The organism is Stutzerimonas kunmingensis (assembly GCF_032106285.1).
In the GTDB taxonomy this organism is placed as follows: Bacteria; Pseudomonadota; Gammaproteobacteria; order Pseudomonadales; family Pseudomonadaceae; genus Stutzerimonas; species Stutzerimonas kunmingensis_B.
This window is the reverse complement of record NZ_DAMCPO010000042.1, coordinates 1-22,875: the sequence shown is the minus strand read 5'-3', so window position 1 is coordinate 22,875 and position 22,875 is coordinate 1. Positions and strand designations below refer to the sequence as shown.

Here is a 22,875-nt window from a genome sequence, read left to right as displayed (position 1 = left end):
GAATCACTGTCCGGATGTGCGTGGAATGGGTGTCCGAGTCAGCGTGGAATCCGCACGGATGCCTGCATATTCACTGCGCCGGTTCGTCGGAGTTGATGCCAGGCCAACGGCCAGATTTTGCCGACCGCAAACTCGTCGGTCAGCGTCGGCGTCACCAACCGAGCCAATGCGAAATCTTCCGGCGTAATGCGCAATTGCTCAGGGTCGAACAGCTTGTCGAACCACTGAAGCACATGGGCATAGCTCGGAATCGATGGCCGAATCGTGCGGTTGATCTTGGTGAACTTCGTTCCCCACGGTTCAAGGCAATAATCAAGCAGATAGCGCTTGGCCGGATCATCCGGCACCGAGGCCTCGCCGGGGGGAGAATCGCATTCTGCGCGGAGGTCTGCGACCACACGCATGGCTTCAACTGCCACCTGAGCTGACGGGGACGTCACCCAAAGTGCCTCAGAATCCGACATCGTCTTGGTCGTTCGTCCGCGCAATACATGGATGTCGCCAAACTGCGGATCACGTTCTATGTGCAAGCAATCGGCGCGCAGGTTCCAAGCCTCTTCGACTCGCATGAGGCTGAAATTCAGCAGATAGCACAGTCCAGATCGGCTCACGAGGTTGAGGTAGCGACTCAGAGTTTGAATGCGAATTTCGTCGTCGCTCACTCCCAGCCAGCGACGAAATAGTTCCACCATGCCAAACCGATGCGCTGTGTCGATGAATGGGCCGTAGTACTGCCGCCCAGTCCAATTTCCGTTTGATCCATCCGACGGCCACTGAAACGGATAGAACGATTGTGGCCTGCGTTGTCCTTGGAGACTGGCAGAGTTGTGCCGATAGGCAGCCAGACAGAAGCGGAAGCACTCCTCGACTTGGCCTCGATGCGCCAAAAAGTCATCCAGGCATTCACGCAAGCGTGTGATTTGATAGTGCCAAATGCGGGGCGGGATATAGGGGGTCTGGAGCTTCTGGTGGTCGGGCATGGCCGCTGCGAGGCGTGCCAACCCTGCGCGATCCAACAAGGTGAACCCCAGCGCATCCCGCCGCTCGTACAGTTCGTGCAGCAATGCCAAAAACTCACCGGACCGGGAAGCCTGGAGCACCTCCGGGAGAAGGTCGGCAACGCGCGGAAAATGACTCAGTTCGGATGCGAGAATGCCTTCTTGAGTGCACAAGACGAACAGCCGACGCATCTGGTCGAAGCGCGTTTTCAGGCCTCGGTATCCACGGGCTCCATTGGGGCCGTATAGCCACCAGCCGATTACGGTCCGCAATAAATCGGCGTTCGCAGGATCGATCGCGGCGACATATTTCTTAGCTGGGCCATCGCCGAAATTGAGAGTGAGCCGTTTTCCCGCCCACGCGTCGAGCCGCCAAATGGCATCGCCCCAACGGCTCACCACCTGGCCAGCGGCATCTATGATGACCGGCCAATCACGCTGCGGTGGCCAGCACGGCGGACGGTAGTTCGGCGCATCAGGAATCGCTAGGGGCGAGTCGATGCCGAGGCCAAGTTCGGAAAGAATATTTTTCGTCATGCTGATCTTTGTCGCAGTTCTGCCAATTGGATGAAGCCATCCCAGGCCGGGTGGTAGTCACCTTCACTTATGCGCGCTCTGGCTTCTTCGACCCAAAGCCTGCGGACCTCGCTACTTTCTTCGAAGAAGCGCAGTTTGGCCGTCAGCCGATCGATCACCAGCAGGGCCGGATGCTCTGTCGTCAGGTGCTTACCCGAACTGGGTGGGCGGTAGCGTGCCAGTTCAAGCGATTTGAGGTGGCGCAAGCTACCGAGAGACCACACATGATCCTCACTTTCGATATCCCGGTGCTGGGTACAGAACAGGCAACCGGCAGCATTGATGCAGTCGGGTCGCGGACCATTCTTCGGCATCGTGCCCACTGGTTCAGGTGTGGCCGATACACATCTACCAGGAGCAGGAGGTGAAAGGGACGGATCGGTTTGCTGATGGAAGCGCGTAATTTCCACCATAGCGATCTGCGGATGGGGGTCGGCATATACGCGTATCAGCGTTTGCACCGTATGCTGGGCCAACTCCGCAACCTGTTGGGGATTCTGGGACTCCCGAAGCAACCAGTTGATGCGCGTCCCGCGCAGTTTTCGCGGTCTCACTATCGGTATGCCAAGCTCGCGGCAGATGCGCGTAACGTTCGTGAACTGCGTCGCCTCTTCTAGGATTCGTCCCCCGCTACGTATAAGCGGAAAGAGCAAACCATCCGGCTCATTGGGAAACCATTCGGAACGCCATTCGAGATAGCGCTCGAACCACTCTCGATAACTGGCAAAAATCTCGAATAGCACTTCTCCTTCCCGTCGTTTTTTGTAGGTACGTACCTGGTAGCCGTCTAAGTGGCTGGGGTAATGAAACTGCTCAACCCGCAGGGTATGTGCTTGCTGGAGGTTCATACCGGTCTGGGCGATGAACATCAGCAATTCACTCTCGATCCGTAAATTGACGATGGGGAAACGGGTCCGCAGTGTCCGATCTGCATCGTGGGCGGCACGCGCCGCCAGGGATGCTTCGATTTGCGCTTGGTTTTGCGGCCTGGTACGGCGGGCCGCTACTTTCTCGGGGCTCTGCAATCCCGACCATAGTTCCAGCACTTGGCCGGTGCGTAACGAAATACACACTGGGAGGGGGGCCATTGTCCCCCTCCAGGTCAATGCCTCGCATACGTCAGCTAGAAGGTGTCCGAATGCGAAGGTGTTTTGCAGACTCTGCTTGTCCGCTTTGCTCGTATGTACCTTGCCTTTGCCGCGCGGCTTGCGAATACGTGTGCTCTTGCTCAGGCTTGCTTGGCGGTCCAATGCTCGGTCCAGCATCGTCGCCGTGAGCCTGGTGAGATCGTACAGGGACCCATCGCTGAAATTACGTTCGACTCGATGACGCTGGAGCAAGTGATCGGTCCAACGAATGAACGTGTCGGCCGCCGTCTCGAGACTGAGATTCACGTTTTCTGAATCGATCCAGGCAAAGAATCGACGCAATGCACTGATCTTGTTCTGCACCGAGAAGCGACTTCCGCCACCAGCAAGGTCGTCAGTCATGTGCTCATGCAGCCGCGTCACCAGCTCGAAACGTTCCGGCAAGGGACTGCCGAGTTCGCTCTGCGCGATCTGGCGGCCCACATGCTTCACCTTTGCTGCTGCACCTCCGCGAAACAGCAGCGGCCGGAGGTCCCAGGGCGTTTCAGTGGCCCCATACTCAAGCATCGGGAAAGTGAGGTCGAATTCGGAACTATCCATCGTACCGCGCCCCAGCGCCGATCCCGCTAAATGCCGCCATGAAGCTATTTGAGAGGGCTTGTTTGATCGGCAGTGCCTGTACGAATCGGATGTATTTGAAGGTGGTGGCTTCAGAGTTAGGCCCGTGGAGCAACGCGTCGCTGACCGTCGCAATTACAATAGCGACATCGGCACAAGCCGATAGCGCCAGACGTGCCAATTCGGTACCGAAGGTGCAGCGCGACTGATGGAAGCGGAATTTACGGAGCACCTGTAGTTCTGCTTTGACGCCCCGTTTTCGAAACTCGGACATCTCAACATTCACAGCAGATGACTGATCGGTGCCGCGCCTGCCATAGGCGTTACCAAAGCGGGTCACGAACAGCAAGTCACGATTCTCGGGCGAGGCTTTCGCCTCTCGTTCCATCCTCCGCCAGCCTTTGGCATATTCCAGCAATTCATCACGCAACGCTTCGGGTATCCAGACCTGGCCAGTCACACCGAATTTCGTGTGCACTGGCGGAGCTGCGCCTGGACCAACTGCAAGGCGTAGAAGCCCTTCAGCGGAAGGGTCGGGGGCGGCGCGCTCCAGAGATTGAATCTTGAGATCACAGATGCTGCCGAGCCGCATCCCGGTAAAAAATCCAAGGGCCAACATGAGGTAGAGCTCGGGCGTGGCGTTCTCTGCGGCGAAATCCAGAATTGCATCGCGATCGGTCTCCGAGACTGGCAACAGCCCATCTTCAAGCGTTTGGCCTGGGCGCTTACGGTTCGGGATGCTGAGGTCGGTGGTGGTTCCGCTGATCGTTCGCTCGAACCCCACCCGGTCGAAGTATTTAACGACGTAGGGCTTTTCCCGCCACAGCTGGACGTGTGGAGAAAGAAGCTCCCTATGCCTTACCCACCGATAGAACATGATGCAATTGCGCATGTACTCAGACGCCGTGGATGGGCTGATCTGGCCGGCATCGCGCATCTTGATCAACGCCCCTCGGTATAGCACCAGGCAGCGGTCAGCTTTGCGAGCGGGAAACTCGAACCACTGCAAATCACGAGATTCAAGAAATTTAGCGTAATTGAGAAGGCCATTCATGTTACTGGCAATAGACGATGTCATCGCGCACTTTCTTGTGGCGACCAACGCCAAGCAGGACGTAGATGGTGCTCCTGGTCTCGAAAAAGCCATCGCCTTCATACCTCAGCTGCAAGGAGCTCCTCACCCAATAGCCCGGTGGAAAACGGCCAGCTGAATCTTCGACTACCTCATTAGCGTGGATCAGCCGAGCAACGAATCCATCAGCTTCAATTTGCTGACGCGCTTCATCGGACATTTCTAACTCGACGAGAGTCCAGTCCTTGACCAGGCAGTACTGCTTCTTGGTATTTCGCCTGTGTAACTCGTGCACGATTTCGTCCCGGCTCAGATCGGTGCCGTTGATTGCGGAAGCTTTGCCATATAGGAAATCTGCTATTTCGAGTGCTTTTTGACTTTCACTAATGTCCAGAAACTCGAGCTTCATGGCGTATCTCGTGTGATTTGCACGGCATCTAGTGAAGCTGTCTGGATGTCAAAACAATGCTCGACTTCCTCAAGCGCTGAAGTGCCATAAGCGAGGGGAGTCCAACGTGCCGCTTGAAGGTAACCACCACGTATAGTGAGTTAAGGGTCTTTATGAACCAGCGGCCGTCGCTATGGCGCAGTTCGACGATGTCCGATGTCCGTATGAGATGGCCGTCGGCAAACCGCCCCGTACTTTCCCTTCGGGCATGTTGATAGCTGATCCCAACAGCGGCGTTAGCAATCACAAACGCATCTACCAGAAAGCCCGTTACCGGAACCGGATAGTTAGCCTTCAAGGCATGGGCCAGCTGTCGTTTTGCATAAGACGAAATTGACCGGCTGGTCTCTGGAATCAAGATCGTGCTCAACATAGGACACTGCGTCAGCTGAGGTTTGTGTAATACACGGTTTGCTGGTTTGTCAGCTCCAGAATTTCAGCTGGCGTCCGCGAAGGGTCGTAGTAGTTCTTACCTTCATGCGTCACATAGATATGGATCAGCTCGTTGTCGGCTGATCTGGCTATGTCAATTTGTCTGATAGGTTCGAGCTGCCGGCGATTTTCAAGGTAGTTGTCGCGTGAGCGTGTCACGCTGCCTTTGATGTTTGCTGCAGTACCGCTTCCCGCTCCGGGTTCAGGCACACGATTGGTGCCAGCACCCAGTTCCTGATGTTGCCGCTCCAGCGCTCCGGGTGCCGTGCACGCGCCGCCTCGTACAGCTCGATACGCTTGCGCAGCAACTCTTCCGCCTGGCCAGTATGTCGCTGCGCCGGGGTCACGAACTTCAGGGCGCTGTGGCGATGTTCATGGTTGTACCAGGCCACGAAGCTGTTCACCCAGTTCCTGGCCTGCTCCAGCGTGTCGAAGGGCCGCTCCGGCCACAGCGGGCAGTACTTCGCCGTGCGGAACAAGGCCTCGGCATAGGCGTTGTCATTGCTCACCCGCGGGCGGCTGAACGAGGGCATCACACCCAGGTTCTGCATGGCCGCCAGCATGGTCGAGCCCTTCATCGCGCTGCCGTTGTCCGAGTGCAGTACCAGCGGCTGGCCTGCCCGCTGTTCACGTAGGCAGGCCTGGCGTAGCAGCTGGGCGGCCTGCTCGGCGCTTTCACTTTCATGCACCTCGTTGGCCACCAGCTTCCGGCTGTAGACGTCCTTGATCATGTACCAGTAGAAGTAACGGCCCTTGACCGTGGTCGGCAGCCAGGTGATGTCCCAGCACCACAGCTGGTTCGGGCCGTCGGCCACATGGGTCGTCAGCGCTCGTTTCACCGGTGGGCGGCTACGGCCGCGCGGATGCTGCTGTTCGGCGTCCTTCAGCAACCGGTAAAAGGTCGACTCCGAGGCCAGCCAGGTGCCCTGATCGGCCAGCCGCGCCACGATCTGCTGCGGCGGCAGGCTGGCAAACTCGGGCTGGTTGGCGACCTCCAGCACGCGGCGGCGCTCTTGCGGGGTCAGCTTGTTGGCCGGCTCAGCTCGCTGTGCCGAAGGACGCCGATCCTCCGGGCAGTGCTGCCAGCGCTGCAGGCTGCGCAGCGACAGGCCCAGTTCGGCGCAGGCCTGCGCCCGCCGCGCTCCCGCCGCCACGGCGTCCTCGATCAACTGCAGCGTTTCACGGCGATCCGGGGCGCTGATCATTCGTCCTCGTCCTTCCCCCAGAGCGCCTCGGCTTTTTTTCGCAACACCAGCAGAGCCGCGGTTTCTGCCAGCGCCGCATCCTTGCGCCGCAGTTCACGCTCCAGCTGCTTGATGCGCTTCTTCGCGGCCTTTTCCTCTTCGCGTTCGCGCCGGGTCTTGATCGGCTGAGCCAGGCTGTTGGCCTGCTCGCAGGCTTCGCGCCAGGCGTTGATCTGCTCGACATACAGGCCTTTGCGCCGGCAGTACTCCGCCAGCTCAGCCGCATTGAGGCTGGCGCTTTCCAGCACCACCCGAAACTTGTCCTGGCTCGACCACTGGTCGGCCTGCTGTCCATCTCCCGGCACCACTGCTCCCGCTGCTCTGGCCTGTTTGCGCCAAGCATACAGGGTGGCATCAGTAATGCCTGTCGCTTCCACCAGCTCCGGCACCGTCCGGTTCAAGGGCGGCATCATCTGCCGCACCACCCACTCCCGATGCTCTATCGAATAACGCGCCACACGGCTCTCACTTCCGCCCACCGACCAAGACTCATCGAATCAACTCACACGACAACTATCCTGACGCGGCGGGCTGCCACCGTCCCGCGCCGTTCATCCACGCTGGACTCATTAACTGGAGCTCGCTGATACGTGCACCAGGCCCTTTCAAATTCGCCATTTCCAGGAACGTCGGCAGGTCATTGGGCATGACTGTCTTCGCGTACTCAACGCCGCCCTCAGTCACCTTCACCGTTGCGTGGAGCCACGGGCTCGCAATTTCACGCTCAACGAGCCTCCAGTGATGATGGTCGGGCCCGAACACGGGCGCCAGGTTGTAATAGGCGCTCTCGTGGGTTTTGAACATAAATGATCTTCCGAAATGCGTTCTATAGGACGTAGTGCTATAGGGCGCATTCTGGCTCCATCGTTGTTTTTATGCAACGGGAAAAGGGATGGATTACAGACAAGCGCTAGGATCGAGTCTGCGGAGAATTCGTAAGGCTCGCGGGCTTAGCCAGGAATCGTTCATGTCAATTAGCAGTCGAGCACACATCTCGATGCTGGAACGAGGGCTGAAAGGGGTCACTATCGAGAAGATGATAGAGATCGCTGAGGTTATGGGGGTTCACCCCCTCACAGTGCTGCTCGACTCGTTCAGTAGCTACGAAGGGGTGACGTCAGAGAGGCTTTTAAAACAAATTGCCCAAGAGCATGAAGAGCTCGGAGGGGACTAGTACTCCAAACCTAATGATAGCTCACCCATCTCCGTGCAGCTGGAGGTTACCAGCGGTGTGCGAAAGCCGTACGTTTTTGAATCTTAATTCACGCCTCAGGATCAGAGGTATAAACTGTACTCAATAGCAGGAGCCGCATCACACACTCAGTGCAAATAAAACCACCCAAGACTAACGCGTTTTTAGATCTACATAACTATATTAAATAATTAAGCCTGAAATAATAAAACCTAGCTTTAAAGGCTAGGCTTTATTATAAAGGGTATATCAGCAACTATCAGTGACGACCGACTTTCACCCACCGACAGATATATTAGTCGTCAGCCGGCTCTTCTAGAGCGGATAGGTTGGCAGATGTTTCAGGCTGTGGCTTCGACATCAGCTTGTCGCGAATCATGCCTTCCAGCTTGTCCATGGTAGCCTTGTTTTCCATAAGCCACTTCATGGTATTAGCTTTACCTTGGCCAATTTTATTACCCTCGAAGGAGTACCAGGCGCCAGCCTTTTCAACGAAATTATTTGCAACAGCTAGATCAACGATCTCACCCGCCTTGCTGATGCCATGGCCGTAGAGAATCTGGAATTCTGCTTGCCTGAATGGAGCAGCGACTTTGTTCTTGACAACCTTGACGCGTGTTTCACTACCGACCACTTCGTCGCCTTCCTTCACCGCGCCGGTACGGCGGATATCCAGACGCACCGAGGCGTAGAACTTGAGCGCGTTACCACCGGTGGTGGTTTCCGGGCTGCCGAACATCACGCCGATCTTCATGCGAATCTGATTGATGAAGATACACATGGTGTTGGAATTTTTCAGGTTACCAGTAATCTTCCGCATCGCCTGAGACATCATTCGCGCGGCAAGGCCAACATGGGAATCGCCGATCTCCCCTTCGATCTCTGCCTTTGGAACAAGCGCAGCAACGGAATCGACAACAATTACGTTAACCGCACCCGAACGAGTCAATATGTCTACGATCTCAAGAGCCTGTTCACCGGTATCTGGCTGCGAGCACAGGAGGTCATCAATGTTTACACCGAGTTTAGCTGCGTAGATTGGATCAAGAGCATGTTCGGCATCCACGAATGCACAGGTCAAACCTTGACGCTGAGCTTCGGCAATAACCGAAAGAGTGAGGGTAGTTTTACCAGAGGACTCTGGCCCGTAGATCTCGACAATACGACCACGCGCCAGACCACCCACGCCCAAAGCGATGTCGAGACCAAGGGAACCTGTCGAAACAACATCGATATCCATTGTCCGGTCTGAGCCGAGCCGCATTATGGCGCCCTTGCCAAACTGTTTCTCTATCTGAGAAAGAGCCATTTCCAACGCTTTGTTTTTTGCCTGATCCATTCTCACCGACCACTCAAATTAGGAATTAATCGAATACTACTGATTAGCTTAGGGAGTATCCCTTGGTAGGGAAGGAAGACTTCCTAAGTGAACCAAAACTACGCTGCAATACGTGATACTGCATCCTGCAGGCCGACGTGCGTGTCGCCCATCTCGCCTTCGATCTCGGCCTTGGGTACCAGTGCAGCAACGGAGTCGACGATGATCACATCCACCGCGTTGGAGCGCACCAGCATGTCGGTGATTTCCAGCGCCTGCTCGCCGGTATCAGGCTGCGAAACCAGCAGGTCGTCGACGTTCACGCCCAGCTTGCCAGCGTAGTCCGGGTCCAGCGCGTGTTCGGCGTCGACGAAGGCACAGGTGGCGCCCATCTTCTGCGCTTCAGCGATTACCGACAGGGTCAGGGTGGTCTTACCGGAGGATTCCGGACCGTAGATCTCGACGATACGGCCCTTGGGCAGGCCGCCAATTCCAAGCGCGATATCCAGGCCCAGCGAGCCGGTAGAAATGGCCGGAATGGCCTGGCGATCATGATCGCCCATGCGCATCACTGCACCCTTGCCGAACTGCTTTTCGATCTGGCCCAGGGCTGCAGCCAGGGCGCGCTTCTTGTTCTCGTCCATCAAATCCTCACTTGATCAAGAGGGGCGGAGGCCACAACAACTGTATAAGTAGCCAGTATTAGAACATAGGCAAATTTACTCGCCTAGCCCCGAAACTGTTTTTCTCCGACCGCCAGCGCAAGCAAACCTTGCAACGCCGCCGCCACCGTCTGCTCACGTACGGCCTGGCGATCACCGGCGAATAGATAGCGTTGGGCCTGCAGATGCGAGTCATCGGCCCAGGCAATCCAGACCGTACCAACCGGTTTTTCTGCCGTGCCGCCGCCGGGTCCGGCAATGCCGCTGACAGCCACCGCAAAGCGCGCACCACTGTTGCGCTGCGCGCCCCGCGCCATGGCCTGCACCACTTCGGCACTGACCGCGCCGACCTGCTCGAATAGCTCCGCCGGTACACCGAGCTGGCGCGTCTTCTGGGCATTGGAATAGGTGATGTAGCCGGCCTCGAACCAGGCCGAGCTGCCGGCAATACGGGTGATGGCCTCGGCAATGCCACCACCGGTGCAGGATTCCGCGGTGCTGACCTGCGCACCCAGTCGTTGCAGCGCATCACCCAGCTGTGCCGCCAGTTCGGTGAGATTCATCAGGGCTCCGGCCAAAGGAAAGTGGCCGATACCCTACACCAGCGGGCTCCCGAGTTCAGCCATCCGGATGGCCAATGGTCGAGTTACGCGTCGCCCATCAGGCATCCTGGCGAACCGGCAGCACGACACGCTCGCCGATGCTCCGTCCGCGACGGCTTACCACTGCATCACCATAGCGCTGGATGGGATCTGCCAGGGTTCGCTTGACGAAGAAGCCGAACAGCGTCACCAGTAACAGCATCACCGCGATGTAGAGCGGGCCGGGAATGGCCAGCGCTCCAGCGCCGAAGCCCAGCCGCTCGGCGATTGCGAATACCGATGGATGAGACAGGAAGACGATATAGCCGATCCCGCCTAGCGGCGCGATCCAGCGCAGCCCCTTACCACTGATGCGTGTCGCGCCAATGAAGAGGGCAACACCCACCGCATAGCTGACGAAGTAGCGATACCAGGTTTCCCCGATACCGGTATCGCGCGAGTAGGCCAGCACGCAGATCGGCAACAGAAACAGGTAGAACAGGCCCACTGCGATGCGCGCGTAATGCCCGGTATCGGGTGCGCGACCGTTATCCGTGGCCTTCCACAATGCGCCGAGAAAACACACACTCAGCATCAGCGGCAGAGCCACCGGCAGCTTCATTTCCAGCTTGTAGCGCAGGAACGCGAGCAGCAGGGTGAAGACGTACTGGGCCAGCAGAAACAGCAGATCGCGCCTGGCCGAGCCGCCCAGACGCAGCGCGAAGATGACAATGCACAGCACGTAGAAGGTCAGCTCTATTTGCAGCGTCCAGTACAAACCGATCACGTTTTCGACAAACACGAAGCCTTGCAGCATCGTCGCATTGATCGCGATGACAGCCGGACTGAACACCCGAGCCGGATCGTCCCAGGGAAACATCACGCCGAGAAGCAGCGATAGCCAGTACAGGGGAAACAGCCTGAAGAAGCGCTGATAGACGAACGCCGCGATCGGCCGTTCGTATCGATGGCGGCTCTTGTACAGCGCCGCAACGACGAAATAGCCGCTCAGGGCGAACAGCACCAGCACGCTGGTCTTGCCGACATCCAGTACCGTTTTGCTGACAAGAAACAGATCGCTGGTCAGCCCATCGAAATGGCCGTCACGCTTCATTTTTGCGATCAGATGGGAATAGGCAACGCACAACGCCGCAACGCCGCGCAGGGCGTCGAGTCCGAGTAGTCGAGACATGTCTGCTGCTCACTTGACCAGAAAGGGAGGTCGCCAGCATTACTGCAGGAAGAACTGACGCGAGGGGGTAGAACAGGCATTCGCCGAGGCGGGATGACCGGGGCTGCAATCCACAGGGCGGCGAAGCACGAGCGATAATCAGGCAAGCTACCGCGACAGGCACCGAGGGGCCTGCACGACTGCGTGATCGAGGGAGTCGCAGGCCCGGCGTACACGAGGCCCGAAGCGCACCGGCAACCTGTCGACAGGCCAGAGTTACCAACAGCTCCGGTTCGCTTGTCAACGCCTTCTGTGCCCGGCCCGACAAATGACACCTGAACGCCGCTCAAGCTGTCCCATGTCGTCACCTGTCGAGCCGCTCGGCCCGTGTTAACCTTGCCGGCTTTCCCGCGTCAACCTGGCTCTGGACGGTCCGACCGCACCGTCATCCGATAGCCTTACCCGCCACTCAACGAACCGCACGCAAGCCGATGACCAAGCCCAACGCCGACCTTTCCGCCCATACCCCCATGATGGGCGGTGACTCTTGATAAATCAGCCCTAAGCCGCGTAGATAGCGGGCTTCAGTGCATATTGTGTAGCTAGCGTGCGGCCTGCATTTAGCATTGCACTCCTGCTTTACCCGACTGAAGGCGCACATCGGCGTGGATGACGAGTCAGGGCTGGTGCACAGCGTGGTAGGCACTGCCGCCAACGTGGCGGACGTCACCCAGGTCGACAAGCTGCTGCATGGCGACGAGCAGAGGGTGGGCGGCGACGCGGGTTATACCGGCGTCGACAAACGTCCGGAGCACGCCGACCGGAAGGTCGTCTGGCAGATTGCCGCCCGTCGCAGCACCTACAAGAAGCTGGGCAAGCGCAGCGTGCTGTACAAGGCCAAGCGCAGGATCGAACAAGCCAAAGCTCAGGTGCGCGCGAAGGTCGAACATCCGTTTCGAGTGATCAAACGCCAGTTCGGCTATGTGAAGACGCGCTTCCGTGGTCTGGCGAAAAACACCGCTCAGTTGGTGACACTGTTCGCGCTGTCGAACCTGTGGATGGCGCGAAGACATTTGATGAGTGCAGGAGAGGTGCGCCTGTAATGCGGGGAATAGCCGCCGCGAGAAGCTCGCAGCGGCTAAAAACCAAGAAATGAGCGGGTGATCGGGCGGGTTTTGATCGATTTGCCGCTTTCAAAATCGGCAAGGGCTGAAGTCGGTCAAAAAACAGGCGGCTTTTTCAGACCTTCCTTAATGGTTGATGGGGCACCTTCACCCCATCAATCTGATACCACCCTCAGATGGTTGATAGATCGACTCCGTAGTTGAGTTCCTCTGCGAAGTCCGGCAGTCCGTAACCGATGGTTTTCTTGTAGAAAGGAGAGACCTTCGCAGTCGGTGCCTTCTTCTTGTGCTTCGTGGTGTAGAGCATTCGTGCCCGCATCACCTCGAAGGAGTAACCGCGCCCTTCACGGTTCTTGTCCTTGGCCAGTCGGTTGATGGACTCCGTGTAAGCGTTGGTGACGGGCATGTCCGTCTCGAAGTAGGTCATGGTCTCTTCGCGCCAGTTTCCCACTGCCCTGACCAGATCGCTCCAGACTTCCTTTTGGCCCTTCGGGATGGTGGCTATCCACTCGTCCAGGGCGGCTTCTGCCTGGAGCCGTGTGGTGGCGTCCCAGATGCCGTAGAAGCGCTCCTTGTGCTCGTAGGCGGCCAGCAGTTGCGGGAACGCGCCTGTCCAGGTCTCCATGATGAGGCGCTCCCGGTCTGAGACTTCGTGAGCGCGTTTCAGCAGGATTTTCCGGTCTCCCTTGAGAGTCCGGCTCTGGGACGGTTTCAGCTCCTTTCTGAGGCCCTTGCGCACTCTCTCTAGGGCATCGTTGGCCATGCGCACCACATGGAACTTATCGACCACGATACGGGCCTGGGGCAGCACAGCCTTGACCGCTGCCCGGTAGGGGTTCCACATGTCCATGCTGACGATCTCGACCTTCTGCCGGTCTTTCAGCTTCATCAGGTAGTTGGTCACCACGTCCTGGCGGCGGGTGGCCAGCAGGTCGAGCAGGGTTCGCTCCTCAATGTTGGTCAGAATGCAGCGGTAGCGCTTGTTCAGGTATAGCTCGTCAATGCCCAGGATGCGGGGCGTCTCGAAGCGGTGCCAGCGCCCCAGGAACTCGGCGCGGGCGTTGAAGATGTCGCGCACCGTCTTCTCGTCCAGGCCGGTCTGTGCCGCCACAAAGGTGTAGGGGTGGTTGAAGGATTCCTTCTCCACGTACTCATGCAGCCGCAGTGTCATACGGAATCCGTCCACCATCTCCGGTAGCTGGGGCCTGAATGTTGTCTTGCAGGCCCGGCAGGTGTATCGGCGGCGGACCACCCAGAGAGTGACCCGCTTGCCGTGGATGGGCAGATCACGATAGGGAACGTCACGCTTGCCGAACCGTACGAACTCACCCTGCACGCCGCATTCCTCGCAGGCGATGGGATCGGGCACGTCCACCTGGAAGTGCATTTCGTCGTCGGTTGATTTGCAGCCCAGTACTTGGTATTGCGGCAGGTGAAGGATGTTGTCGGGAAGTTCGGTCATGGTGTTGTATAGGCGTAGGTGTCAGTCAGATCCATCCGACTCGGCATTGGTGTTTGCTTTTTTACCCAACAAGCTGCTGGAAACGAAAAGTAAGGCACCGAGGACAATTGCAATATCAGCCAGGTTGAAGGCCGGCCAATGCCAGTCTCGCCAATAGAAATCAAAGGAATCCACAACATAGCCGCGAAAGACCCGGTCAATCAGGTTGCCCATGGCCCCACCGAGGATAAGACTGTAAGCGATGGCTTCTCCTTTATGACGATTTTCAAGGATCAGCTTGATCAGAAAAATCGAGACCACTACCGCGATTCCGATAAAAAAGTAGCGCTGCCAGCCTCCACCATTCGCAAAAAGACTGAATGCGGCACCGGTGTTCCATAGGTGCACCCAGTTAAAGAACGGGGTCACCGAAACATACTCGCCATAGGCCATTGATTGCTGCACCAGCCACTTTACAGCCTGATCAGACGCTGCCAGCAGGCCCGATATGGACAATAGGGCATACGGCGAGAGCTTTTTGCCAATAATGAGCATTATTTAACCCTTCAACGCCAAAATGCGTCTGGCACCGTTAAGTACAATGCCCCCCGCGATGGTGCCGATAATCAGATCCGGATAATTGGAACCGGTCCACGCGACCAGGGCGCCGGCGGTGATGACCCCCAGGTTGATCACCACGTCGTTGGCCGAGAATATCCAGCTTGCCTTCATGTGCGCCCCGCCTTCCCGATGTTTGGATATGAGCAGCAGACAACTGGTATTGGCAATCAATGCGACGAATGCGATAGCCATCATCACCAGCGATTCAGGCTCACTACCGAATACAAAGCGTCTCACCACCTCTACGAGCACGCCCACAGCCAAGATCAGTTGCAGTACACCAGCAAGATGCGCGGCACGTACCTGCATTTTCACGCTATGTCCAACCGCATAAAGGGCAAGCCCGTACACCGCCGCATCGGCAAAATTGTCCAGGGATTCTCCAATCAGGCCGGTGGACCGGGCGATCAGACCGGCAGTCATTTCCACCACGAACAGAAGTGCATTGATGCCGAGCAACCAGCGCAGGGTCCCGGATTCTTGCTTAGCAGAAGCTGCCGAAAACTCGGCGGCCTTGATGGTCTCCGGATTTGCAGCGACGGTTTCCTGAAGCGAGGCGCCTAGCCCCAAGGTCTTCAGTTTCGAGGTGACGGGCTCGACCTCGCCGTCATGCACGACCTTCAGCCGGCGGTTCGACAAGTCGAAGGACAGCGCCCGAATCTCCTCAAAGCCGTTCAGGGCTAGGCGAATCATTCGTTCTTCTGATGGACAGTCCATCTTCGGCACGGCATAAACACTGACCCATCTCCCTGGCGCCTCGGAGGAGGCCTGTATATCGGCATCCGCTGCGGACGTTGCATCACCGCCACAGGCGCCACCACAGGATTTGCTCATGATACGACTCCACTTGAACAATGTTGTGGTACCATTTAAAACTATAAAGCTACTATAAGGTCAATAGAGTAAAGAATCCGTTGGGGAGGAGGCTGATGCGCATTGGTCAGTTGGCGCAGTTGGTAGGGGTCGAAACACAGACGATCCGCTTCTATGAACAGCAGGGCTTGTTGCCGCCGCCTGATCGGCAGGACAACGGTTACCGTGTCTATACCGAGAAGCATGGTGAGGGGCTGGCCTTCATCCGTCGCTGCAGAATCCTGGGCCTGTCACTGGCTGAGATTCACGAACTACAGAGCTATGAGGACGACCCTCATCAGCCTTGTACCGCCGTCAACGCCTTGCTCGATGATCACATCTCTCATGTGCGGTCGCAGATAACCGCTCTGCAAGCGCTTGAGAAACAACTCGTTTCACTGAGAGCGAGTTGCAACGATGACCGGGAAGTTGAGGCGTGTGGGGTTCTTGCTGGAATTAGCGAAGGAAACATGCACCAGCAGTAGGTGAAGCATCAACCAGATAATCCGATGAGATGCCGGTCTGTCTCACTCTCATGCAAAGGTAAGATCAACCATTTAATCCGCTTACCCTGATTTTTCCATCATGCATCCTAGCCCGCCCCACCTAAGCCGCACAGGTATCGCCATGGTGCTTGTGCCTACTCCCCGAGAATGGTCTCATTGCGGAGAAATTCGTACGGCGACCGTATCTTCATACCCATGAGGGTCGGAGCAAATACCTCTCACCTCTATACATATCGACATCATCCCGATGCCCAGGCGTAAGGTCACAATCCAAGTAGTGCTTACACTGAGCCTGGCATTGCTGCTGGTCATGGGTTGGCATATGTCTTCCCTGTTGGTTGGTGCAGAGCCGCAAGCGGGATTCAAGAGCGAAGCCGCGCACAGTAGCTTGCTCACAGAGGCAGCCCCCTCTTGCGTCTTTTGTGCAGGTCACCAGCACTCGCCGATGACTGCCGACCATGTGCACGAGACCCCTTACCTTGGGCCGCTGCTTATCCTGCCAGCACAGGCAGAAAGCAACATCCTGACTACCCTGCCGGATGAAGCCGCACCAACTCGCCTGGTCTACTTGATTGAGCGCCCTCCGCGATCCAGCCGCGTGATCTAAGCACAGCCGCACTGCGGCTAAAGACCACTGCAATCCAGGATCAACTTATGCAATCGCTTTCTCCGCGCGAGCCAGGGGCGTTGTTTGCGCACCTGCGCCGCCCGATGCGCTTATTACTGCTCGCTATCGTGCTGATGCTCATGGGCATGGCAGATGCACTGGCTCAAGACGTCACCACGAACGATATCGCGTCGACGGTAGTTCCCGTGCCACCCACCTCTGTAGAGGGTAGATATCAACCATGATGGAAACAGAGACAAACACTCGCTTTCCCAGCCCCTGGAGCCTGTTGCTTATGGCCTGGGGTATTGCGTTGGTTTCGACCTTAGCCGCCTTGTTCATCGGCGAGGTCATGGGCAAAACGCCCTGCGTGCTCTGCTGGTTCCAGCGCGCATTCATGTTTCCACTGGTCGTGATTCTGGCCGTTGGTTGCTACACCTCGGATTTCGGGGTCTGGCGTTATGCGTTGCCGGTTACCGTCGTGGGCTGGCTCATCGCGCTCTACCACAGCCTGCTCTACTTTGGGGCCATACCGGAGAGCATCAAGCCCTGCGGGGCAGGCCCGTCCGGCTCCAGCGCTGACATGACGATTTTCGGCAGCGTCCCTCTGCCACTGCTTTCGCTGGTCGCATTCACCCTTATCGCTGTTCTTCTTGTTCTCATCCGTCGGAGGTCTTCCCTATGAGCAGACGTGCAATCGTCCTCGTCATCAGCATTCTTACTGCGCTCGGCTTCACTGCTGCGGCATTCTTTTATGATCGATATTCGGTAAGTGAAGAGACCCCGCCAGTTGCTCCAGTGGCTAGCTCGTTGGTGCGCTTCCATTCGCCCGTTATCGGCACCGCCAATGCGCCCGTAACCATCGTTGAGTTCTTCGATCCGTCCTGCGAGGCCTGCCGCGCCTTCTTTCCAGTAGTGAAACAGATCCTGGCTGACAACCCGAATGATGTGCGCCTGGTGCTGCGTTACGTCCTCTTCCATGAAGGCTCTGAAACAGCAGCAAGAATCCTCGAAACTGCACGCAAGCAGGGGGTCTTCGAGCCTGTTCTGGAAGCACTCATGGTGGCGCAACCGCAATGGCACAGTGACCCACTGGTGCAGAAGGCCTGGGAAGCTGCTGAAGCGGCAGGCTTGGATGTGGAAAAGGCCCGTGCGGAGATGATGGCTGGCGATATCACCGAGGCCCTGAAAAGGGACTCTCAGGATGCCCAGGCTGCTGGCGTGCGCCAGACGCCCACGTTCTTTGTGAATGGCAAGCCGCTATTGAGTTTCGGCGCGCAGCCACTGATTGATCTGGTCAAAGCTGAAGTCGAACAAAGCAAATAAGCGCTAACCGTCTGCATACAGCTGAGCCAGACTCACCACCTGCCATGTAGCGTGCCTCGCATGGCAGGTGGTGGCGCATGTTTAGTGGCGGTGGCTTTTCCCAACATGAGTGTGGCCATCATCCGGAAGCGCACTGACACCGCCAGTGGTGTTCAGGCGCTGGAGGATTCCACACTCGTCTACGCCGCGCTCAGAGGCGCAACGGTGTCGTAACTCAACCAGCTGTTGTTGCAGGGCCAGCAGGCTGGTCACGCGCGCTTGCACATGCTCAATGTGCTCATCCACTAAGCTATTCACACCCTCACAGTTCCCCTCTGGCCGATCCATCAGCGCCAACAAGCTTCTGATCTCGTCCAGGGTCATGTCCAGTGTTCGGCAGTTACGGATGAACGTAAGTCGCTCAAGGTGCTCACTGCTGTACAGGCGGTAATTACCCTCGCTGCGGGCCGGAGCGGGCAACAGCCCCTCGCGCTCGTAATAGCGAACCGTTTCAACTTGGCAATCGGCAAGCTTGGCCAGCTCTCCAATCTTCATGAGTTACCTCTTCAGCAAACGCTTGACCCTGTAGTGGCTTCAGGGTGTTCACTCTGCACAACTGTTCAACGAGGATACCTTCATGGCTGGCTGCTGCGGTGACGAATACAAACCTGAAGCGGTTTCAAAGGATGTCTGCTGTGACTCCAACGAAGCAAGCAAGTGCTCTGCCACAGCGGCTACAGCAGTAAATGCCGTAACCGGCTCCAGGCTCAGCAGCTTCCGCATTGCGCAAATGGACTGCCCTACTGAGCAGACGCTGATTCAGGACAAACTGAGCAAGCTCGCAGGCATAGATAAGCTCGACTTCAACCTGATCAATCGGATTCTTGGGGTATGGCACAGCTTGCCGTCGACCGCGCCTATCGAAGCGGCAATCTCGTCCCTGGGTATGCAAGCAGAGCCGCTATCTGCTGAAGGGCAAGCCCGCATCAAAATCGAACAGATGGACTGCCCAACGGAAGAAAAGCTAATCCGCGACAAGCTGACCTCGCTACCCGGCATCAGTGCGTTGGAGTTCAACCTGCTTCAGCGCGTACTGACGCTCAGCCACTCAGCAGAAGCACTGCCAGCAGCACTGGCAGCTATTCGCGAGCTTGGTTTCACGCCAGTGGTTGAGGGTTCCGCAACAGCAAACGAAGAAACGCAAAGCACCCCGCGCAAGAAGGCCTGGTGGCCCTTGGCGCTATCGGGCGTGGCCGCCGTATCGGCGGAAGTGATCCACTTTGCCGAGCTTGCGCCAGATTGGGCTGTGGCTGGCATGGCGCTGCTCGCCATTCTGCTGTGCGGCCTGACGACCTATAAAAAGGGCTGGATCGCGCTGAAGAACCGTAACCTGAACATCAATGCGCTGATGAGTATCGCGGTGACCGGTGCGGTGCTGATTGGACAATGGCCAGAAGCGGCCATGGTCATGTTCCTCTTTTCTGTCGCCGAGTTGATCGAAGCGAAGTCGCTGGATCGGGCGCGCAATGCCATACGCGGCCTGATGGATCTGACGCCGGAGCGCGCCACGGTGCAGCAGATCGATGGCACATGGCTTGAAGTTGACGTTAAAACCATCGCCGTAGGCGCATTGGTCAGGGTAAGACCGGGCGAACGAATCGGTCTCGATGGCGAGGTAACTTCCGGGAATTCCACCATCAACCAAGCGCCCATCACAGGGGAAAGCCTGCCTGTAGAGAAAACCATCGGCGATCCGGTTTTTGCAGGAACCATCAACGAAGCCGGCTCCTTGGAATACCGCGTCCTGGCCGCCGCAGCCAACACCACGCTGGCACGTATCATTCACGCGGTCGAAGAGGCGCAGGGTTCACGTGCGCCGACCCAGCGCTTTGTCGATCAGTTCGCCAAGGTATACACCCCTGTCGTATTCCTATTCGCCCTGGCTATCGCCATTGTGCCGCCACTCTTCATGGCCGAGCCCTGGTACGACTGGATCTACCGTGCCTTGGTGCTGCTGGTGGTCGCTTGCCCTTGCGCCTTGGTCATCTCGACGCCCGTCACCATTGTCAGTGGCCTGGCAGCGGCGGCGCGTAAAGGCATTTTGGTCAAAGGCGGCGTCTATCTGGAAATCGGTGGCAAGCTTGGCGTCCTGGCACTCGACAAAACCGGAACCATTACTCATGGCAAGCCGGTACAGACCGATTACATGCCGTTGGTTGAACAGGACTCAGAACTCTACCGTACTCATGCTGCCAGTCTCGCCAGTCGCTCTGACCACCCGGTTTCGCAGGCAATAGCCAAGCATGCCACTGAGAATGGCCTGACGTTTGCTGCCGTTGAGGGATTCGAAGCCCTACTGGGTCGAGGTGTTCGAGGCACCATCGAAGGCATAGATTTCCACCTGGGTAACCACCGTCTGGTGGAAGAGCTTGGCCTCTGCTCACCCGAGCTGGAAGCGACGCTGGAGCGTCTCGAACGCCAAGGTAAAACAGTGGTGGTGCTGTGCAATCCGCAGCGTGCCATTGCCCTGTTCGCCGTTGCCGATACCGTCAAGGACTCCAGCCGCCAGGCAATTGAGGAACTTCACGCGCTTGGCGTGAAGACCACAATGCTGACCGGCGATAACCCGCACACCGCAGATGCGATTGCACAGCAGGTAGGCATCGACGAGGCACGCGGCAATCTCCTGCCAGTCGACAAATTGCAGGCCGTTGAAGCATTGCAAGCGCGCGGCTACGTTGTTGGGATGGTCGGCGATGGCATCAACGATGCGCCGGCGCTGGCGAAGTCTGAAATCGGTTTCGCCATGGCCGCCGCAGGCACAGACACTGCCATCGAAACTGCGGATGTGGCCTTGATGGATGACGACCTGCGCAAGATCCCGGCCTTCATCCGCCTGTCTCAACAGACCGCCGCCATCCTCAAGCAGAACATCGTGCTGGCGTTAGGGATCAAGGCCCTGTTTCTCGCCATTACCTTAACGGGGCAGGCGACGATGTGGATGGCCGTCTTTGCAGACATGGGAGTCAGTCTGCTGGTGGTGTTCAACGGCCTGCGCCTGCTTAAAAAGTAGGGTTGGAGGATTGAAGATGAAAGCAGCATTGCAACTCGCAATTGAACAAGCCTTTCAGCAGGCCCGGCAGGCCATGCAGGAACAGCGCAGTACAGATGCCTTTCAATGGCTGGAGCGCGCGCACATCCTGACTCAGCGCCAACCTTTGCTGCATGCCAGGTCACACTGGCTGATGCTCACGCTCGGCTGGCAAATTGGCGATTATCGCGAGGTGGCCGGGCAAATACCGCGCATTTTCGCGGCCTTGTTGTTCTCCAAAATCTGGGTGCCCCTCGGCAATACAGGCCGCTCCAGAATCAGTGCGTTCAAGCCCATGCCGGTTCCTGAAGAACTCCAGACCTTGCTTGCGAGTGACGAGCAAAACCTGTCCAGTCGGTAATTGCGCCCATGCAAGTCGATCTCGCCACCCAGCTGCCGTGCCCACTCGCAAAGGTGATCGCCCAGGTGCGCAAACCACGCCTGTTGCGTCAGGTTGCTTCACCCTTATTGAGTTTCAGCCCGCTGGATCCGGCTGAGTTTCCTGATACCTGGAGCGAGGGCACCTACTGGGTCAAGCTGAAGCTATTCGGCGTACTTCCCATTGGCCGTCAGGCAATTGTGACTACCTACCCGCAGACGGAAAACGCTCAGGCCTTCATGCTCAGAGACAACGGCTACAGCCCGCTGATCAATAAGTGGGATCACCTGATTACGGCACAAGAAGTGAGTGGCGGAACGCTTTACCGAGATCGCGTGACTATCGATGCCGGCATCCTCACCCCGTTCGTGTGGCTTTTTGCGCGCCTGTTTTACGCCCATCGTCAGCGCCGCTGGGCAGTCCTGGCGGCAAATGGCTTTAACTACTGAAGCACGACATGCCCAGGCAGGCTGCTCATCCAGAAGGCAGTCCATCTTGGCCACTGAAAATTCGCTCACGCAGGCAACCTCCTTGGTCGGAGCAGCTTCAATACAACCTGTAGCAGGTACGGGATCAACTTTTGACCTGCATCAGGCTACACCCGTCTTCGAGGTCTATATTGACTACTGGTGACTCACCCCACGACCCACTTTCACCTGCAAGGAACTGAGCAATGAAAGCACCAAAACTCGCCACCTTCGCTTTGGCGGCTGCGCTTTTTCCGGCCTTAACCTTTGCGCAGCAGGACTCCAGTACCACCAGCCAGGCTCAACAGCAGCCAATGAGCGTTGAGCAATTTGATCAAGAGATGGCGAAGGCACAAGAAAACCTGAAGAGAATGCAGGAGCAAATGAGCCAAATTCAGAAAGCAAGCGACCCTGCACAGCGTCAGAAACTGATGCAAGAGCACCAAACCATGATGCAGCAAGGAATGCACATGATGAACGGAATGCGTGGCGGCGGAATGATGGGGTGCTGCGGAGGGGGCATGCAGGGCGGCCATATGATGGGTGACGGTCAGATGATGGGCGGGGGCCACATGATGGGTAACGGTAAGATGATGGGTGGGGGCCACATGATGGGCTGGGATCAAATGGGCAGCCACTACTCCCAGATGACGCCTGAGCAGATGAAGCAGCATCAATACATGATGGACAGGTACATGGGCATGCAACAGATGATGATGGATCAGATGATGCAGCATCAGCAGCATATGGGCATGCCACAGCGCTGAGACTTCACACTTATTCCACGGGCAGCATGCTGTTCCCGTACGGTATGAATACTCTCATGCGCCAGCCCAACTCACGCTAGGGGCGTTGGGCTGGCGCCCACCGATTCAATTTTTGGCTCACCTGAAGATTCAGCGCTAAAGCTCCTGTGAATGGTGACTTTTTTGTGCGCTCCGTCGACGCATCAACCAATAGGGGGCACGAATACGTCAACTCTGTATCAGCGGACACCTACATGTCTGGCTGGCTAATGGCTGCTTTTGGCCGATTCTGTTGAAAAAGTAGGTTTAGCGGCAGCAAGGCGGTCGGATGTACCT

22 protein-coding genes and 2 pseudogenes are annotated in these 22,875 nt (G+C 57.3%); 10 read left to right on the top strand and 14 right to left on the bottom strand.

The window, feature by feature from the left end; genetic code table 11:
• Positions 1-38 precede the first annotated feature (38 nt).
• The 6 genes from RT582_RS21100 to RT582_RS21075 form a co-directional block, all read right to left on the bottom strand.
• Complete coding sequence (locus tag RT582_RS21100; RefSeq protein ID WP_313479825.1) at positions 39-1,535, bottom strand: hypothetical protein; 1,497 nt, start codon at positions 1,533-1,535, stop codon at positions 39-41.
• Entirely contained in the window at positions 1,532-3,262 is a 1,731-nt protein-coding gene (locus tag RT582_RS21095; protein WP_313479823.1) for a site-specific integrase, read from the bottom strand. Before RT582_RS21095 ends, RT582_RS21100 begins: the two co-directional genes overlap by 4 nt.
• The gene (locus tag RT582_RS21090) at positions 3,255-4,358 is read right to left on the bottom strand and encodes a site-specific integrase (RefSeq protein WP_161611855.1); all 1,104 of its coding nucleotides are present in this window, start codon (positions 4,356-4,358) and stop codon (positions 3,255-3,257) included. Before RT582_RS21090 ends, RT582_RS21095 begins: the two co-directional genes overlap by 8 nt.
• A complete protein-coding gene (locus RT582_RS21085; protein WP_161611856.1) occupies positions 4,336-4,761 on the bottom strand; it encodes a DUF6957 family protein in 426 nt (141 codons plus the stop codon). Before RT582_RS21085 ends, RT582_RS21090 begins: the two co-directional genes overlap by 23 nt.
• Before the next feature lie 626 nt (positions 4,762-5,387).
• A protein-coding gene (locus tag RT582_RS21080) for an IS3 family transposase (protein ID WP_086937305.1) occupies positions 5,388-6,934 on the bottom strand; the annotation gives its coding sequence in 2 pieces (ribosomal slippage) (positions 5,388-6,448 and positions 6,448-6,934; 1,548 coding nt in all).
• 55 nt (positions 6,935-6,989) lie between these two features.
• Positions 6,990-7,280, bottom strand: a complete 291-nt coding sequence (locus tag RT582_RS21075) for a hypothetical protein (RefSeq protein WP_313479815.1) — start codon at positions 7,278-7,280, stop codon at positions 6,990-6,992.
• An 88-nt stretch (positions 7,281-7,368) separates the two neighbouring features.
• Here RT582_RS21075 and RT582_RS21070 point away from each other — a divergent pair, with 88 nt between their 5' ends.
• Complete coding sequence (locus tag RT582_RS21070) at positions 7,369-7,650, top strand: helix-turn-helix domain-containing protein (RefSeq protein ID WP_046622309.1); 282 nt, start codon at positions 7,369-7,371, stop codon at positions 7,648-7,650.
• A 313-nt stretch (positions 7,651-7,963) separates the two neighbouring features.
• Here the strand turns inward: RT582_RS21070 and recA are convergent, their stop codons facing one another.
• The 4 genes and pseudogenes from recA to RT582_RS21050 form a co-directional block, all read right to left on the bottom strand.
• Entirely contained in the window at positions 7,964-9,007 is a 1,044-nt protein-coding gene (gene recA, locus RT582_RS21065) for a recombinase RecA (protein WP_313479810.1), read from the bottom strand.
• Between the two features lie 125 nt (positions 9,008-9,132).
• Positions 9,133-9,630, bottom strand: a pseudogene (locus RT582_RS21060) (ATPase domain-containing protein); the annotation flags it as partial.
• Between the two features lie 83 nt (positions 9,631-9,713).
• Positions 9,714-10,211 (bottom strand): CinA family protein, encoded by a 498-nt coding sequence (locus RT582_RS21055; protein ID WP_013982301.1) that lies wholly within the window; start codon positions 10,209-10,211, stop codon positions 9,714-9,716.
• A gap of 97 nt (positions 10,212-10,308) precedes the next feature.
• The gene (locus RT582_RS21050; RefSeq protein ID WP_014819875.1) at positions 10,309-11,421 is read right to left on the bottom strand and encodes an acyltransferase family protein; all 1,113 of its coding nucleotides are present in this window, start codon (positions 11,419-11,421) and stop codon (positions 10,309-10,311) included.
• 626 nt (positions 11,422-12,047) lie between these two features.
• On the opposite strand from RT582_RS21050, the pseudogene RT582_RS21045 reads away from it, so the two are divergent.
• Positions 12,048-12,503: pseudogene (locus RT582_RS21045) on the top strand (IS5 family transposase); the annotation flags it as partial.
• Between the two features lie 193 nt (positions 12,504-12,696).
• On the opposite strand, the gene RT582_RS21040 reads toward RT582_RS21045, so the two are convergent.
• The 3 genes from RT582_RS21040 to RT582_RS21030 are packed head-to-tail and all read right to left on the bottom strand — an operon-like array spanning position 12,697 to position 15,420.
• Entirely contained in the window at positions 12,697-13,986 is a 1,290-nt protein-coding gene (locus RT582_RS21040; protein ID WP_004574636.1) for an ISL3-like element ISPpu12 family transposase, read from the bottom strand.
• Positions 13,987-14,007: 21 nt separating this feature from the next.
• Positions 14,008-14,520: a signal peptidase II gene (gene lspA / locus RT582_RS21035; protein WP_003821921.1), complete on the bottom strand. Its 513-nt coding sequence runs from the start codon at positions 14,518-14,520 to the stop codon at positions 14,008-14,010.
• Positions 14,521-14,523: 3 nt separating this feature from the next.
• Positions 14,524-15,420: a cation transporter gene (locus tag RT582_RS21030; protein ID WP_150303586.1), complete on the bottom strand. Its 897-nt coding sequence runs from the start codon at positions 15,418-15,420 to the stop codon at positions 14,524-14,526.
• A 95-nt stretch (positions 15,421-15,515) separates the two neighbouring features.
• Here RT582_RS21030 and cadR (RT582_RS21025) point away from each other — a divergent pair, with 95 nt between their 5' ends.
• The 4 genes from cadR (RT582_RS21025) to RT582_RS21010 all read left to right on the top strand — a co-directional run bounded on the left by cadR (RT582_RS21025) (position 15,516) and on the right by RT582_RS21010 (position 17,877).
• On the top strand, positions 15,516-15,923 hold the full coding sequence (gene cadR / locus RT582_RS21025; RefSeq protein ID WP_009403731.1) for a Cd(II)/Pb(II)-responsive transcriptional regulator: 408 nt from the start codon (positions 15,516-15,518) through the stop codon (positions 15,921-15,923).
• Positions 15,924-16,598: 675 nt separating this feature from the next.
• On the top strand, positions 16,599-16,796 hold the full coding sequence (locus tag RT582_RS21020; RefSeq protein ID WP_009686170.1) for a hypothetical protein: 198 nt from the start codon (positions 16,599-16,601) through the stop codon (positions 16,794-16,796).
• Positions 16,793-17,236 (top strand): disulfide bond formation protein B, encoded by a 444-nt coding sequence (locus tag RT582_RS21015; protein WP_313479798.1) that lies wholly within the window; start codon positions 16,793-16,795, stop codon positions 17,234-17,236. The genes RT582_RS21020 and RT582_RS21015 overlap by 4 nt, the downstream gene beginning before the upstream one ends.
• A complete protein-coding gene (locus RT582_RS21010) occupies positions 17,233-17,877 on the top strand; it encodes a DsbA family protein (RefSeq protein ID WP_009686168.1) in 645 nt (214 codons plus the stop codon). The genes RT582_RS21015 and RT582_RS21010 overlap by 4 nt, the downstream gene beginning before the upstream one ends.
• 81 nt (positions 17,878-17,958) lie before the next feature.
• On the opposite strand, the gene cadR (RT582_RS21005) is transcribed toward RT582_RS21010, so the two are convergent.
• Positions 17,959-18,411: a Cd(II)/Pb(II)-responsive transcriptional regulator gene (gene cadR, locus RT582_RS21005; RefSeq protein ID WP_009686167.1), complete on the bottom strand. Its 453-nt coding sequence runs from the start codon at positions 18,409-18,411 to the stop codon at positions 17,959-17,961.
• Positions 18,412-18,646: 235 nt separating this feature from the next.
• On the opposite strand from cadR (RT582_RS21005), the gene RT582_RS21000 reads away from it, so the two are divergent.
• From RT582_RS21000 to RT582_RS20985, 4 genes are all read left to right on the top strand, one after another.
• Positions 18,647-20,929: a heavy metal translocating P-type ATPase gene (locus RT582_RS21000; protein WP_045633917.1), complete on the top strand. Its 2,283-nt coding sequence runs from the start codon at positions 18,647-18,649 to the stop codon at positions 20,927-20,929.
• Positions 20,930-20,945: 16 nt separating this feature from the next.
• Positions 20,946-21,308: a DUF3703 domain-containing protein gene (locus tag RT582_RS20995; RefSeq protein WP_009686164.1), complete on the top strand. Its 363-nt coding sequence runs from the start codon at positions 20,946-20,948 to the stop codon at positions 21,306-21,308.
• Positions 21,309-21,316: 8 nt separating this feature from the next.
• Entirely contained in the window at positions 21,317-21,775 is a 459-nt protein-coding gene (locus RT582_RS20990; RefSeq protein WP_009686163.1) for a hypothetical protein, read from the top strand.
• Between the two features lie 224 nt (positions 21,776-21,999).
• Positions 22,000-22,560: a hypothetical protein gene (locus RT582_RS20985; protein WP_009686162.1), complete on the top strand. Its 561-nt coding sequence runs from the start codon at positions 22,000-22,002 to the stop codon at positions 22,558-22,560.
• Positions 22,561-22,875: the final 315 nt, after the last annotated feature.

What these genes read in the sequence shown, in the direction of transcription:
- RT582_RS21100 (WP_313479825.1), bottom strand. Translation starts at nt 1,535, where the DNA reads ATGACGAAAAATATTCTTTCCGAACTTGGCCTCGGCATCGACTCGCCC.
- RT582_RS21095 (WP_313479823.1), bottom strand. Translation starts at nt 3,262, where the DNA reads ATGGATAGTTCCGAATTCGACCTCACTTTCCCGATGCTTGAGTATGGG.
- RT582_RS21090 (WP_161611855.1), bottom strand. Translation starts at nt 4,358, where the DNA reads ATGACATCGTCTATTGCCAGTAACATGAATGGCCTTCTCAATTACGCT.
- RT582_RS21085 (WP_161611856.1), bottom strand. Translation starts at nt 4,761, where the DNA reads ATGAAGCTCGAGTTTCTGGACATTAGTGAAAGTCAAAAAGCACTCGAA.
- RT582_RS21075 (WP_313479815.1), bottom strand. Translation starts at nt 7,280, where the DNA reads ATGTTCAAAACCCACGAGAGCGCCTATTACAACCTGGCGCCCGTGTTC.
- RT582_RS21070 (WP_046622309.1), top strand. Translation starts at nt 7,369, where the DNA reads ATGGATTACAGACAAGCGCTAGGATCGAGTCTGCGGAGAATTCGTAAG.
- recA (WP_313479810.1), bottom strand. Translation starts at nt 9,007, where the DNA reads ATGGATCAGGCAAAAAACAAAGCGTTGGAAATGGCTCTTTCTCAGATA.
- RT582_RS21055 (WP_013982301.1), bottom strand. Translation starts at nt 10,211, where the DNA reads ATGAATCTCACCGAACTGGCGGCACAGCTGGGTGATGCGCTGCAACGA.
- RT582_RS21050 (WP_014819875.1), bottom strand. Translation starts at nt 11,421, where the DNA reads ATGTCTCGACTACTCGGACTCGACGCCCTGCGCGGCGTTGCGGCGTTG.
- RT582_RS21040 (WP_004574636.1), bottom strand. Translation starts at nt 13,986, where the DNA reads ATGACCGAACTTCCCGACAACATCCTTCACCTGCCGCAATACCAAGTA.
- lspA (WP_003821921.1), bottom strand. Translation starts at nt 14,520, where the DNA reads ATGCTCATTATTGGCAAAAAGCTCTCGCCGTATGCCCTATTGTCCATA.
- RT582_RS21030 (WP_150303586.1), bottom strand. Translation starts at nt 15,420, where the DNA reads ATGAGCAAATCCTGTGGTGGCGCCTGTGGCGGTGATGCAACGTCCGCA.
- cadR (WP_009403731.1), top strand. Translation starts at nt 15,516, where the DNA reads ATGCGCATTGGTCAGTTGGCGCAGTTGGTAGGGGTCGAAACACAGACG.
- RT582_RS21020 (WP_009686170.1), top strand. Translation starts at nt 16,599, where the DNA reads ATGCAATCGCTTTCTCCGCGCGAGCCAGGGGCGTTGTTTGCGCACCTG.
- RT582_RS21015 (WP_313479798.1), top strand. Translation starts at nt 16,793, where the DNA reads ATGATGGAAACAGAGACAAACACTCGCTTTCCCAGCCCCTGGAGCCTG.
- RT582_RS21010 (WP_009686168.1), top strand. Translation starts at nt 17,233, where the DNA reads ATGAGCAGACGTGCAATCGTCCTCGTCATCAGCATTCTTACTGCGCTC.
- cadR (WP_009686167.1), bottom strand. Translation starts at nt 18,411, where the DNA reads ATGAAGATTGGAGAGCTGGCCAAGCTTGCCGATTGCCAAGTTGAAACG.
- RT582_RS21000 (WP_045633917.1), top strand. Translation starts at nt 18,647, where the DNA reads ATGGACTGCCCTACTGAGCAGACGCTGATTCAGGACAAACTGAGCAAG.
- RT582_RS20995 (WP_009686164.1), top strand. Translation starts at nt 20,946, where the DNA reads ATGAAAGCAGCATTGCAACTCGCAATTGAACAAGCCTTTCAGCAGGCC.
- RT582_RS20990 (WP_009686163.1), top strand. Translation starts at nt 21,317, where the DNA reads ATGCAAGTCGATCTCGCCACCCAGCTGCCGTGCCCACTCGCAAAGGTG.
- RT582_RS20985 (WP_009686162.1), top strand. Translation starts at nt 22,000, where the DNA reads ATGAAAGCACCAAAACTCGCCACCTTCGCTTTGGCGGCTGCGCTTTTT.